General features: G+C 62.7%; 11 protein-coding genes. 10 read left to right on the top strand and 1 reads right to left on the bottom strand.

The window, feature by feature from the left end; all coding sequences use genetic code 11:
• The first annotated feature begins 8 nt into the window (after positions 1-8).
• The 5 genes from gcvP (at position 9) to J3P96_RS22155 (ending at position 6,771) form a co-directional block, all read left to right on the top strand.
• Positions 9-2,858, top strand: coding sequence for an aminomethyl-transferring glycine dehydrogenase (gene gcvP, locus J3P96_RS22135; RefSeq protein WP_434653518.1), 2,850 nt, complete (start codon positions 9-11; stop codon positions 2,856-2,858).
• Between the two features lie 191 nt (positions 2,859-3,049).
• Positions 3,050-4,426, top strand: coding sequence for an L-serine ammonia-lyase (locus J3P96_RS22140; protein ID WP_434653519.1), 1,377 nt, complete (start codon positions 3,050-3,052; stop codon positions 4,424-4,426).
• 31 nt (positions 4,427-4,457) lie between these two features.
• Positions 4,458-5,582: a glycine cleavage system aminomethyltransferase GcvT gene (gene gcvT, locus J3P96_RS22145; protein WP_434653520.1), complete on the top strand. Its 1,125-nt coding sequence runs from the start codon at positions 4,458-4,460 to the stop codon at positions 5,580-5,582.
• A 393-nt stretch (positions 5,583-5,975) separates the two neighbouring features.
• Complete coding sequence (locus tag J3P96_RS22150; RefSeq protein ID WP_002552288.1) at positions 5,976-6,188, top strand: cold-shock protein; 213 nt, start codon at positions 5,976-5,978, stop codon at positions 6,186-6,188.
• Between the two features lie 94 nt (positions 6,189-6,282).
• On the top strand, positions 6,283-6,771 hold the full coding sequence (locus J3P96_RS22155) for an RDD family protein (protein WP_434569619.1): 489 nt from the start codon (positions 6,283-6,285) through the stop codon (positions 6,769-6,771).
• A 216-nt stretch (positions 6,772-6,987) separates the two neighbouring features.
• Here the strand turns inward: J3P96_RS22155 and nadA are convergent, their stop codons facing one another.
• Entirely contained in the window at positions 6,988-8,046 is a 1,059-nt protein-coding gene (gene nadA / locus J3P96_RS22160) for a quinolinate synthase NadA (protein WP_434653521.1), read from the bottom strand.
• Positions 8,047-8,362: 316 nt separating this feature from the next.
• On the opposite strand from nadA, the gene J3P96_RS22165 reads away from it, so the two are divergent.
• The 5 genes from J3P96_RS22165 (at position 8,363) to J3P96_RS22185 (ending at position 13,833) form a co-directional block, all read left to right on the top strand.
• Positions 8,363-10,105: a copper resistance system multicopper oxidase gene (locus tag J3P96_RS22165; RefSeq protein WP_434653522.1), complete on the top strand. Its 1,743-nt coding sequence runs from the start codon at positions 8,363-8,365 to the stop codon at positions 10,103-10,105.
• 10 nt (positions 10,106-10,115) lie between these two features.
• The gene (locus J3P96_RS22170; protein WP_434653523.1) at positions 10,116-11,018 is read left to right on the top strand and encodes a copper resistance protein B; all 903 of its coding nucleotides are present in this window, start codon (positions 10,116-10,118) and stop codon (positions 11,016-11,018) included.
• Positions 11,019-11,070: 52 nt separating this feature from the next.
• The gene (copC, locus tag J3P96_RS22175) at positions 11,071-11,457 is read left to right on the top strand and encodes a copper homeostasis periplasmic binding protein CopC (protein WP_434653524.1); all 387 of its coding nucleotides are present in this window, start codon (positions 11,071-11,073) and stop codon (positions 11,455-11,457) included.
• Between the two features lie 55 nt (positions 11,458-11,512).
• Complete coding sequence (gene copD / locus J3P96_RS22180; protein WP_434658294.1) at positions 11,513-12,373, top strand: copper homeostasis membrane protein CopD; 861 nt, start codon at positions 11,513-11,515, stop codon at positions 12,371-12,373.
• Positions 12,374-12,645: 272 nt separating this feature from the next.
• On the top strand, positions 12,646-13,833 hold the full coding sequence (locus J3P96_RS22185; RefSeq protein ID WP_434653525.1) for a cyanate transporter: 1,188 nt from the start codon (positions 12,646-12,648) through the stop codon (positions 13,831-13,833).
• The last annotated feature ends 3 nt before the right edge of the window (positions 13,834-13,836 follow it).

Here is a 13,836-nt window from a genome sequence, read left to right on the forward strand (position 1 = left end):
GCCACGACATGACCGTAAATCTCGGCACCGCCAACGAATTCATCGCCCGTCATATCGGCCCTCGGGCCAGCGACGAGCAAGCCATGCTCGAGCGCCTGGGTTTCGACTCCCTGGAAGCCCTGAGCGCCAGCGTCATCCCGGAAAGCATCAAGGGCACCAGTGTGCTGGACATGGGCGACGGCCAGAGCGAAGCCGATGCACTGGCCTCGATCAAGGCCATCGCCGGCAAGAACCAGCTATTCAAGACCTACATCGGCCAGGGTTACTACAACTGCCACACCCCGGCGCCGATCCTGCGCAACCTGCTGGAAAACCCGGCCTGGTACACCGCTTACACGCCGTACCAGCCGGAAATTTCCCAGGGCCGTCTCGAAGCGCTGCTGAATTTCCAGACCTTGATCAGCGACCTCACCGGCCTGCCGATCGCCAACGCCTCGCTGCTCGACGAAGCCACCGCCGCTGCGGAAGCCATGACCTTCTGCAAACGCCTGAGCAAGAACAAGGGCAGCAATGCCTTCTTCGCCTCTCGCCATTGCCACCCGCAGACCCTCGACGTGCTGCGCACCCGTGCCGAACCCCTGGGTATCGACGTGGTGGTCGGTGATGAACGCGAACTGAGCGACGTCAGCGGCTTTTTTGGCGCACTCTTGCAATACCCGGCCAGCAACGGTGACCTGTTCGACTATAGCGAGCTGACCGAACGTTTCCACGCCGCCAATGCCCTGGTGGCCGTCGCGGCTGACCTGCTGGCCCTGACGCTGCTGACCGCACCCGGTGAATTCGGTGCAGACGTGGCCATCGGCAGCGCCCAGCGCTTCGGCGTGCCACTGGGTTTCGGCGGCCCGCACGCGGCGTATTTCTCCACCAAGGATGCGTTCAAGCGCGACATGCCGGGCCGTCTGGTCGGCGTGTCCGTAGACCGTTTCGGCAAGCCTGCCCTGCGCCTGGCGATGCAGACCCGCGAGCAACACATCCGCCGCGAGAAAGCCACCAGCAATATCTGCACCGCCCAGGTGCTGCTTGCCAACATCGCCAGCATGTACGCTGTGTATCACGGTCCCAAAGGCCTGGTGCAGATTGCCAACCGCATCCACCACCTGACCGCGATCCTCGCCAAGGGCCTGGGCGCGCTGGGCCTGAGCGTCGAGCAAGAGAGCTTCTTCGACACCCTGACCCTGCACACCGGCGCACAGACTGCCGCCCTGCACGACAAGGCCCACGCTCAACGCATCAACCTGCGCGCGGTGGATGCAGAGCGCCTGGGCCTGTCCCTGGACGAGACCACCAGCCAGGCTGATATCGAGGCATTGTGGAGCCTGTTGGCCGACGGCAAGGCCCTGCCGGACTTTGCCGCCCTCGCCGCCAGCGTGCAAAGCCGCATCCCGGCCGAACTGGTGCGCCAGTCGGCGATCCTCAGCCACCCGGTGTTCAACCGCTACCATTCCGAAACCGAGCTGATGCGTTACCTGCGCAAGCTCGCCGACAAGGACCTGGCCCTGGATCGCACCATGATCCCGCTGGGTTCCTGCACGATGAAACTCAACGCCGCCAGCGAAATGATCCCGGTGACCTGGGCCGAATTCGGCGCCCTGCACCCGTTCGCCCCGGCCGAGCAGAGCGCCGGCTACCAGCAATTGACCGACGAGCTGGAAGCGATGCTCTGCGCCGCCACCGGCTATGACGCGGTGTCGCTGCAACCCAACGCCGGTTCCCAAGGTGAGTACGCTGGCCTGCTGGCAATCCGCGCCTACCACCAGAGCCGTGGCGAAGACCGTCGCGACATCTGCCTGATCCCGTCCTCCGCCCACGGCACCAACCCGGCCACCGCCAACATGGCCGGCATGCGCGTGGTCGTGACCGCGTGCGATGCCCGTGGCAACGTCGACATCGAAGACCTGCGTGCCAAGGCCATCGAACACCGCGAACACCTCGCCGCGCTGATGATCACCTACCCGTCCACCCACGGCGTGTTCGAAGAAGGCATCCGCGAAATCTGCGGCATCATTCATGACAATGGCGGCCAGGTGTACATCGACGGCGCCAACATGAACGCCATGGTCGGCCTTTGCGCCCCAGGCAAGTTCGGCGGCGACGTGTCGCACCTGAACCTGCACAAGACCTTCTGCATCCCTCACGGCGGTGGCGGCCCGGGCGTCGGCCCGATCGGCGTCAAGTCGCACCTGGCACCGTTCCTGCCGGGCCATGCGAACATGGAGCGCAAGGAAGGCGCGGTGTGCGCGGCGCCGTTCGGCAGTGCGAGCATTTTGCCGATCACCTGGATGTACATCCGCATGATGGGCGGCGCCGGCCTCAAGCGCGCCTCGCAACTGGCGATCCTCAACGCCAACTACATCGCCCGTCGCCTGGAAGAGCACTACCCGGTGCTCTACTCCGGCAGCAATGGCCTGGTAGCCCACGAATGCATCCTCGATTTGCGTCCGCTCAAGGACAGCAGCGGCATCAGCGTCGATGACGTCGCCAAGCGCCTGATCGACTTCGGCTTCCACGCCCCGACCATGTCGTTCCCGGTGGCCGGCACATTGATGATCGAGCCGACCGAAAGCGAATCCAAGGAAGAACTGGACCGCTTCTGCGACGCCATGATCTGCATCCGCGAAGAAATCCGCGCGGTGGAAAACGGCAGCCTCGACAAAGACGACAACCCACTGAAAAACGCCCCGCACACCGCGGCGGAACTCGTCGGCGAGTGGACTCACCCCTACAGCCGCGAACAGGCCGTTTACCCGGTGGCGTCGTTGATCGAAGGCAAATACTGGCCGCCGGTGGGCCGGGTCGACAACGTGTTCGGCGACCGCAACCTGGTCTGCGCCTGCCCGTCGATCGAAAGCTACGCTTGACCATGAAGGGGCGGGCTAGCTCGCCCCTCTTTCAATAACACCGCCTATCCCTTGTGGGAGCGGGCTTGCTCGCGAAGGCGGTGTATCAGTCAACATCTATCTGGCTGACACACCGCCTTCGCGAGCAAGCCCGCTCCCACAAGGGGATCTACGCCAATCTCGAACTCATAAAAAGAAACCGGAGAAACACCATGTCGTTAAGCGTGTTCGACCTGTTCAAGATCGGCATCGGCCCTTCCAGCTCCCACACGGTTGGCCCGATGCGTGCCGCGGCCCGGTTCGTCGAGGGGCTGCGCCGTGATGACCTGCTCAAGACCACTGCCAGCGTCAAAGTCGAGCTGTATGGCTCCCTCGGTGCCACCGGCAAGGGCCATGGCAGTGACAAAGCCGTGCTGCTGGGCCTGGAAGGCGAGCACCCGGATACCGTGGACACCGAAACGGTATCCGCCCGGCTCCAGGAGATTCGCAGCAGCGGTCGCCTGAACCTGCTCGGCGAACACCCCATCGAATTCAACGAAAAGCTGCACCTGGCGATGATTCGTAAACCGTTGGCCTTCCACCCCAACGGCATGATCTTCCGTGCCTTCGACGCCGCCGGGCTGCAGGTACGCAGCCGCGAGTACTACTCGGTAGGCGGCGGCTTTGTGGTGGACGAAGGCGCCGCCGGTGCCGACCGTATCGTCGAGGATGCAACGCCCCTGACCTTCCCGTTCAAAAGCGCCAAGGACCTGCTCGCCCATTGCACCACTTACGGCCTGTCCATCAGCCAGGTGATGCTGACCAACGAAAGTGCCTGGCGCCCCGAAGCCGAAACCCGCGCCGGCCTGCTGAAGATCTGGCAGGTCATGCAGGATTGCGTAGCGGCCGGCTGTCGCAATGAAGGGATCCTGCCGGGCGGGCTGAAGGTCAAGCGACGGGCCGCCGCGCTGCATCGCCAGCTGTGCAAGAACCCCGAAGCGGCATTGCGTGATCCGTTGTCCGTGCTCGACTGGGTCAACCTGTATGCCTTGGCCGTCAACGAAGAAAACGCCTACGGCGGACGCGTTGTCACCGCGCCGACCAATGGCGCGGCAGGCATCGTTCCGGCCGTGCTGCATTACTACATGCGCTTCATTCCCGGGGCCAACGAGGATGGCGTGGTGCGGTTCCTGCTGACGGCCGCCGCCATTGGCATCCTCTACAAGGAAAACGCTTCCATTTCCGGCGCCGAGGTCGGCTGCCAGGGCGAAGTCGGCGTGGCCTGTTCCATGGCGGCCGGCGCTCTGTGCGAAGTCTTGGGCGGCACCGTGCAACAAGTGGAAAACGCCGCCGAAATCGGCATGGAACACAACCTCGGCCTGACCTGCGACCCCATTGGCGGCCTCGTCCAGGTGCCCTGCATCGAGCGCAACGCCATGGGCTCGGTGAAAGCCATCAACGCGGTGCGCATGGCCATGCGCGGCGACGGGCATCACTTCGTCTCCCTCGACAAAGTCATCCGCACCATGCGCCAGACCGGCGCCGACATGAAAAGCAAATACAAGGAGACCGCCCGCGGCGGTCTGGCGGTCAACATCATCGAATGCTGATGCGCGCCACTTTCATTTTCCAGGAGCTGATATGTCCACCGAACAATTGTTGAAAACCCCGCTGCACGCGCTGCACCTTGAGCTGGGCGCGCGCATGGTGCCATTTGCCGGCTACGACATGCCCGTGCAATACCCGCTGGGCGTCATGAAAGAACACCAGCACACCCGTGATCAGGCCGGGCTGTTCGATGTGTCCCACATGGGCCAGATCCGCCTGACCGGCGCCGATGCCGCCAAAGCCCTGGAGACACTGGTGCCGGTGGACATCATCGACCTGCCGGTGGGCATGCAGCGCTACGCCATGTTCACCAACGATAACGGCGGCATCCTTGACGACCTGATGGTCGCCAACCTGGGCAATGACGAACTGATCCTGGTGATCAACGCCGCCTGCAAGCATCAGGACCTGGCCCACCTGCAAGCGAAAATCGGCGACCGGTGCAGCATCGAACCGCTGTTCGAAGCCCGCGCCCTGCTCGCCCTGCAAGGCCCGGCCGCCGTCAGCGTACTCGCGCGCCGGGCGCCGGACGTGGCGAAAATGACCTTCATGCAGTTCCAGCGCGTGACGCTGCTGGGCGTGGATTGTTTTGTCAGCCGTTCGGGCTACACCGGCGAAGACGGTTTCGAAATTTCCGTGCCAGCCGCCGACGCAGAGAAACTCGCCCGCGCCCTGCTGGCCGAACCGGAAGTCGCGGCCATTGGCCTCGGTGCCCGCGACTCCCTGCGCCTGGAGGCCGGCCTGTGCCTTTACGGCCACGACATGAACACCGCGACCACGCCGATCGAAGCCAGCCTGCTCTGGGCCATTTCCAAAGTACGCCGTGCCGACGGTGCCCGCGCCGGTGGGTTCCCCGGGGCTGAGACCATCTTCGCCCAACAACAGAGCGGCGTCAGCCGCAAACGCGTCGGCCTGCTGCCCCAGGAACGCACACCGGTGCGCGAAGGCGCGGAGATCGTCAACGAAGCTGGCGAGACCATCGGCACCGTATGCAGCGGCGGTTTCGGCCCGACGCTGGGCGGTCCGTTGGCCATGGGCTATCTGGACAGCGCCCAAATGGCATTGAATACACCGGTCTGGGCCATTGTGCGTGGGAAAAAGGTGCCCATGCTTGTAAGCAAAATGCCATTTGTTGCACAGCGCTACTACCGCGGTTGATTGGCTGTTTCTATAAGTAACGCGGTTGCGTTAAACGTGCACTAATGTGTAACGCAACCGCCATAAAAAGGTGCATGTTTGATATTCAACCGGGCTTATAACGTCGCGGAACTATTGGACTAGCCTTTCGAATAAGCCTTCCCCAGCGAAACATCTAAATCGCCAGCAAGCTGAGCAAATCCGGGCCCCTTGAGGGGGGTTGTTTTTTCATCGGAAGTTGGCGTAGAGTTTCGTCACTGTGTTTGCATGGGTCGCTTGGATCGTGACCTGGGCAGTAGCCTACGAAGTTAGCTACATCCCGTTCGACGTCATCTTACTTTCCTGCAACCCAGCCCCAGTACTCTTTCGCGTTGAAAGAGGCTGTCATTAATTTAGCGTCAAGGAAATAAGAAAATGGCTGATCGTCAGAGCGGTACCGTCAAGTGGTTCAACGACGAAAAAGGTTTTGGTTTCATCACCCCTGAAAGCGGTCCGGACCTGTTCGTGCACTTCCGCGCCATCCAGGGCAACGGCTTCAAGAGCCTGAAAGAAGGCCAGAAAGTCACTTTCGTCGCTGTGCAGGGCCAGAAAGGCATGCAGGCTGACGAGGTTCAAGCCGAGGCCTGAGGCTTTCGCAAACTAAAAAGCCCCTGATTGATATCAGGGGCTTTTTTATGGGCGCAAATCCGTAAAATGGCTTCTTTTTTCAGCCGAGGCCGTCATGCCGAAACACCTGCTCACTCCCCAGGGCGATTTTCCACCCGTCGGCCTGGGCCGTCGCCTGGCAGCGATGTTTTATGACTTCCTGCTGTGCACGGCACTGCTGATCGTGACCGGCGGCGTCTACAAGATGATCCAGATGGCGATCATCGGCGAAGAAAAGATGCGCGCCCTCACCGACGCCGGAGCATTGGACGGTGACCCGCTGCTGTCCACCGTATTGCTCTTCGTGCTGTTCGGTTTCTTCGCCAAGTTCTGGACCCACAACGGCCAGACCCTGGGCATGCAAGTCTGGTGTATTCGCGTGCAGAATGCCGACGGCACCGCCATCAGCCTGTGGCAGGCGCTGTTGCGGTTCGTGGTGTCGATTGCGTCGTTGCTGTTGCTGGGGCTGGGCTTTATCTGGGCGCTGTTCGACAAGCGCAAGCGCGGCTGGCATGACATCTACTCGGATACGCAACTGGTGCGGATTCCCAAGAAAACCAAGTAAAGGAACAACCACTGGTCTCGTGGCGAGGGAGCTTGCTCCCGCTCGGCTGCGCAGCAGTCGTAAAAGGCCTGTTTGGTTTATCTGAAGATATGCGGTGCTGGCAGGAGGGGGCTGCTTCGCAGCCCAGCGGGAGCAAGCTCCCTCGCCACGAAGGTTTCTCAGGTCTCAATACCTCTCAAAGCTTCAAGCCCTTCAGAGGTCTCAAGACTCCCGGAATCAGGCATTCCCCGCCAATTTCATCCGCGCTGCCTGGGTGAAGTCCAGCATGCGCTTGAGCGGGCGGATCGCCTGGGGGATCAAGGCCGGGTCGACGAGGATCTCGTTGCTGCCGTCCTTCAGCGCCTGGAGTGTGCGCTCCAGGGTGTTCATCGCCATCCACGGGCAATGCGCGCAACTGCGGCACGCCGCGCCGTTGCCGGCCGTGGGAGCTTCGATGAAGACTTTGTCGGGGCACAGCTGCTGCATCTTGTAGAAGATGCCGCGGTCGGTGGCGACGATCAGCGTCTTGTTCGGCAAGCTTTGCGCCGCAGCGATCAACTGACTGGTGGAGCCCACGGCATCCGCCAGCTCGATCACCGAGGTCGGCGACTCCGGGTGCACCAGGATCGCGGCGTCCGGGTACAGCGCCTTCATGTCTTCCAGTTGCTTGGACTTGAACTCTTCGTGGACGATGCAGGCACCGTCCCAGAGCAGCATGTCGGCGCCGGTCTTGCGCTGGATGTAGGTCCCCAGGTGCTTGTCCGGGCCCCAGATGATCGTCTCGCCGTTGTCCATCAGGCTCTCGACGATCTCCAGTGCGCAGCTGGACGTCACGACCCAGTCGGCCCGGGCCTTTACCGCCGCCGAAGTGTTGGCGTAGACCACCACGGTGCGCTCCGGATGCTGGTCGCAGAACGCCGAGAACTCATCCACCGGGCAGCCCAGGTCCAAGGAGCAGGTGGCTTCCAGGGTCGGCATCAGCACGCGTTTTTCAGGGTTGAGGATCTTCGCGGTCTCGCCCATGAACTTGACCCCGGCCACCACCACAGTCTTGGCCGGATGGGCGTTGCCGAAGCGGGCCATTTCCAGGGAGTCGGAAACACAGCCCCCGGTCTCCTCGGCCAGGGCCTGGATGATCGGGTCACAGTAAAAATGCGCAACCAGCACCGCGTCCTGAGCCTTGAGCTCGGCGGCGATGGCGGCGCGGTACCAGGCTTCTTGCTCGGCCGTCAGCGGCTTGGGCTGCTTGGCATCGAGGTGGGCCTGGACCAGAAGGCGTTCGGAAATCTGCGTCATGTTCGCAAGACCTATGGGCGCGTTTTGCGCGAAAGTCGAGTATACACCCGGCTCCGGACCACTCGGGTACCGCCGGGAAAGTGGGTATCAATCAGGCACGGGACAGCATGAAGCCGGCAAGGCTACAGAATATCCCGCCGTTGCAAAAGATCATTCTGACCTGTGCCCGGCCACTGCAACGCACCCGTTCCCTCGTGGTGCCAAGCTGACTGAAATGTAATCACCCGCCGCGTCCGGCTGTGTCATCTTCTTTTCAACCCGCACAGGGGCCAGCTCCTGTGCCTGCTTTGAATCGAGCGATGGATTTTCAAACGTCATGCAATCGAAAACTTCCCGGCGAACCTTCGTCAAGGGCCTGACTGCCGGCGGCATCCTTGGTGGCCTGGGCTTGTGGCGCTCGCCCGTCTGGGCGATTGCCAGCCCGGGCCAGCCCAACGTACTGAGCGGCACCGAATTCGACCTGTTCATCGGCGAAAGCCCGGTCAATTTCACCGGCAACCCGCGCACCGCCCAGACCATCAACGGCGGTATCCCCGGCCCGTTGCTGCGCTGGCGGGAGGGCGACACCGTGACCTTGCGCGTACGCAATCGCCTGCAAGACAGCACTTCGATTCATTGGCACGGCATCCTCCTGCCGGCCAACATGGACGGCGTCCCCGGGCTGAGCTTCAAAGGCATCGAGCCCGGCGGTCTGTATGTCTACCAGTTCAAGGTCCGGCAGAACGGCACCTACTGGTACCACAGCCATTCCGGCTTCCAGGAGCAATCCGGGGTCTATGGCCCGCTGGTCATAGACGCCAGGGAACCCGAGCCTTTCCAGTATGAGCGGGACTACGTGGTCATGCTCACCGACTGGAGCGATGAGGACCCTACCCAAATCATCCGCAAGCTGAAGAAACAATCGGACTACTACAACTACAACAAACGCACGGTCGGCGACTTCATCGACGATGTCGGCAAGAACGGCTGGGCTGCCACCGTGGCCGATCGCAAGATGTGGGCCGAGATGAAGATGAATCCCACCGACCTTGCCGACGTCAGTGGCGCCACCTACACCTATCTCATGAACGGCCAGGCACCGGACACGAACTGGACCGGCCTGTTCAAGCCGGGTGAACGCATCCGCTTGCGTTTCATCAATGGCTCGTCGATGACCTATTTCGATGTGCGTATCCCCGGCCTGAAAATGACCGTCGTGGCCTCTGATGGCCAGTACGTCAAACCGGTGAGCGTCGATGAGTTCCGAATCGCCGTGGCGGAAACCTACGACGTCATCATCGAGCCGACGCAGCAAGCCTACACCCTGTTCGCCCAGTCCATGGACCGCACCGGCTACGCCCGCGGCACCCTCGCGACCCGGGCCGGATTGGCGGCGCCGGTACCGCCCCTGGACCCTCGGCCACTGGTGACCATGGACGACATGGGCATGGCCGGCATGGATCACGGATCAATGCGGGGCATGGACCATAGCCAGATGCAGGGCATGGATGACATGACCGGCATGGACCACGGCACCATGCCAGGTATGGGCGGGATGCAAACCCATCCCGAAACGGAGAACGACAATCCGTTGGTTGACATGCAGGCCATGAGCGTCAAACCCAAGCTCGACGACCCAGGCATGGGCCTGCGCAACAATGGCCGCAAAGTGCTGACCTACGCGGACCTGCGCAGCACCTTTGCCGACCCCGACGGCCGCGAGCCGGGCCGCACGATCGAGCTGCACCTGACCGGGCACATGGAAAAATTCGTCTGGTCGTTCAACGGCGTGAAGTTCAGCGACGCCGCGCCGCTGCTGCTCAAGTACGGCGAGCGCCTGCGCATCGTCTTGATCAACGACACCATGATGACCCACCCCATCCACCTGCACGGCATGTGGAGCGACCTGGAAGACGAAAACGGCCAGTTCATGGTGCGCAAGCACACCATCGACGTACCGCCCGGTTCCAGGCGCAGCTATCGAGTGACCGCCGACGCGCTTGGCCGCTGGGCCTATCACTGCCACCTGCTGTTTCACATGGAAATGGGCATGTTCCGCGAAGTCCGGGTGCAGGAATGAGGAGCCGACCATGATCAGCCTGTTTAAATCCCCCACCCTGCCCGTGGCTGTGCTTGCCCTCGGCACCAGCCTGTCAGCCTGGGCAGCAAGCGACACAATGCACGGCATGGATCACAGCCAGATGCCGGGTATGGACCACAGCCAGATGCAAGGCATGGACTCGATGCAGGGCATGGATTCCATGCAAGCCGCGCCCACCAGCAGTCGCACACCGATCCCTGAACTGACCGCAGCTGACCGCGCCGCCGTCTATGAAGACCATGGCGGCCACGCGGTGCACGACAGCGCCATCAACTCGTTCTTCCTGATCGACCAGCTGGAGTGGCAAGACGCCGATGACGGCAGCGCCCTTAGCTGGGATGCCTCCGGCTGGATCGGCGGCGACATCGACCGCTTGTGGCTGCGCTCCGAAGGCGAGCGCACCCATGGCAAGACCGAAGAAGCCGAACTCCAGGCCCTCTGGGGCCATGCCATCAGCCCTTGGTGGGATGTGGTGGCCGGCGTGCGCCAGGACTTCAAGCCAGGCGACTCACAGACCTGGGCAGCATTCGGCGTACAAGGCATGGCGCTGTACAACTTCGAAGCCGAGGCCACCACCTTCATCGGTGAAGATGGCCGGAGCGCGGCGCGCCTGGAGGGCGACTACGACATTCTGCTGACCAATCGGCTGATTCTGCAGCCCACCGCCGAAGCCAACTTCTACGGCAAGAATGACCCTGATCGGGGCGTCGGCTCGGGGTTGTCCGACACCGAAGTGGGGCTGCGGCTGCGCTACGAAATCCGCCGTGAGTTCGCCCCGTACGTTGGCGTGACCTGGAACCGCGTCTACGGCAACACCGCCGACTACGCCCGGGACGAAGGCGAAGACCGCAGCGAGGCACGCCTGGTCGTAGGTGTGCGCCTGTGGTTCTGAGGCATTGGCCCTGCTCCATCAATCACTGAAAAACAAGCTGTAGGAGTCCTGCATGTCATTCATCAAAACCGCTGTCATGGCCGCCGCGCTGTCCACCGGCCTGTTGGCCAGTGGCCTGGCCCAGGCCCATCCGAAACTGCTCTCCTCCAGCCCCGCCGAAGGCGCTGAGGGGGCATCGCCAGCGAAGATCGAGCTGCACTTTTCCGAAAATCTCGTGACCCAATTTTCCGGCGCCAAGCTGATTATGACCGGGATGCCCGGCATGTCGGCGCACGCACCAATGCCCGTGCCAGCCAAGGTTTCCGGCAGCGATGATCCGAAAACCATGGTCATTACTCCCCATGCGCCTCTCACCGCCGGCACCTACCAGGTGCAGTGGCGCGCGGTATCGTCAGACACGCACCCGATCACCGGCAATATCACGTTCAAGGTGAAGTGAGTTGACGAGCGACTCGATCAACATCGCGCTGCGCTTTGCCCTCTACCTGGATCTGATGTTGCTGTTCGGCCTGGCTGCGTTTGGCCTTTACAGCCTGCGAGGTCGGGAGCGGGCGTCAGGCGCGGTGTTGCCTTTCGCGTCGTTGCTGGCGACCACGGCCGTGCTTGGGATGTTGCTTTCCCTGGGCGCCATGGCGTGCATGACCTGGGCCATGAGCGGAGCTTCGGAGTGGGCGGAGCTGTGGCCGCACTTCGAAATGATGGTGCTGGAAACCGATGTCGGTCTGAGCTGGACGCTGCGCATGGCGGCGTTGTTGCTGGCCGGTTTCGCGGTGACGCTTGATAGCCGCTCGCCAACCGTCAGCCTGGTCCTGGCCATGCTGGGCGGAGCCGTGGCTCTGGCGACGCTGGCCTGGGCGGGGCACGGCGCCATGGACGAAGGCGCACGCCGGAGCTGGCATTTCATCAGCGACTTCCTGCACCTGTGGGCAGCGGGTGGCTGGGTCGGAGCCTTGGCCGCGTTTGCCCTGCTGCTTCGGCAGGCCGAACCTCAGCTGGCGGTACTGGCCCGGACCCTGAGCGGATTTGCCACGGCCGGTGCGGTAATTGTGGCAGTCATCGCGGTGACAGGAGTCGCCAATTATCTGTTCATCGTCGGCCCAAACGTCGCGGGGTTACTCGACAGCACCTATGGTCAGCTGCTGGTGCTGAAACTCGGCCTGTTCCTGGCCATGCTGGGGTTCGCCGCGCTGAACCGTTTTCACCTGGGCCCGCTGCTGGAACAGGCCCGGCAGACCGGCGAGCACCGAGCCGCGGTGAGGGCCCTGCGGCGCAGCATGCTGCTGGAGCTTTGTGTAGCGGTGGTTATCCTTGGATTGGTGGCGTGGCTGGGGACGTTAAGCCCAGGGATGGAATAAAGCCCCTCTCACGGCACTCACCGAACCCGTGGCGAGGGAGCTCGCTCCCGCTGGGGGGCGAAGCCGCCCCAAAACCGCCGCACTCGCTCCCCCCAGATGCATCGCGCCCATTCTTTTTCAGGTCTGCTTCGCAGCCCAGCGGGAGCAAGCTCCCTCGCCACGAAGGGCGACTGGGTGCGGCATTTGATTATTCGATAAGTCCCGCCGTTTTTCAGTTTGCCCAATGCAGGCCGCCGTAGCCTAAATGTGCTTTGTCTTAGCAAGGCCCCATCATGGAAAACATCCAAACCTCTGGCACCCGCGCCGTCTGGCTGATGGTCAGTATCGTGCTGGTAGCGCTGAACCTGCGGCCCTCGATGGCCGCGGTCGGGCCGCTGCTGTCAGCCATTCGCGGCGCGGTGCCCCTGAGTTTCAGCAGCGCTTCACTGCTGACCATGCTGCCCGTCATGGCGATGGGCGTGGCCATGTTCCTGGGCATGCGCATCGCCCTGCGCATCGGTGAACACCGTACCGTCGTCCTGTCGCTGCTGATCATTGGTACCGCCACGGCATCGCGCTTGTATCTGGACAGCGCCGCCGGGTTGGTCACCAGCGCGGTGGTGGCCGGGCTCGGAATCGCCTTGATCCAGGCCGTGATGCCCGCACTGATCAAGGCGCGCTTCGCCGACAGCGTCTCGCTGCTGATGGGCTTGTATGTCACCTCAATCATGGGCGGCGCGGCGCTTGCCGCCTCGTTTTCACCCTTTGTCCTGGCGCAGACCGGCAGTTGGCGCATCGGCCTGGCGATCTGGGCCTTGCTGGCGCTGGTCGCCTTGGGCTGCTGGTGGGTCCAACGCTGGAGCGTCATGCCCCTGCCCCAAGCCGCATCCCAGCGCCACCAAGCGTTTTTCGGCAACGCCCGGGCCTGGCTGCTAGCGATTTTTTTTTGCTTGGGCACCGCCTCCTATACCTGCGTACTGGCCTGGCTGGCACCGTATTACGTGGAAAAAGGCTGGAGCGAACAGCACGCCGGTCTGCTGCTGGGATTTCTCACGACGATGGAGGTGTTGTCCGGCCTCATCACTCCAGCGATCGCCAACCGCAGGCAGGACAAACGTAAAATCCTGGTCGTTCTACTGGCCATGATCATGGTCGGCTTCTGCGGCCTGATTCTCAATCCGGAGCGCCTCAGCCTGTTATGGCCGAGCCTGTTGGGGCTGGGTATCGGCGGGCTGTTCCCCATGAGCCTGATCGTCTCCCTCGATCACCTGGACAACCCACGCCGCGCCGGGGGGCTCACTGCATTCGTGCAGGGCATCGGCTACCTCATCGCCGGGCTGTCGCCGCTGATTGCCGGGATGATCCGCGACCGGCTGGGGAGTTTCGAATGGGCTTGGTGGTCGCTCGTGGCGGTCATCGCGCTGATGATGGTTATGGTATTGCGCCTGGACCCGAAACATTACGCAAAGCACATCCGCTAACGA

The organism is Pseudomonas sp. R3-56, assembly GCF_051132075.1.
GTDB lineage: Bacteria > Pseudomonadota > Gammaproteobacteria > Pseudomonadales > Pseudomonadaceae > Aquipseudomonas.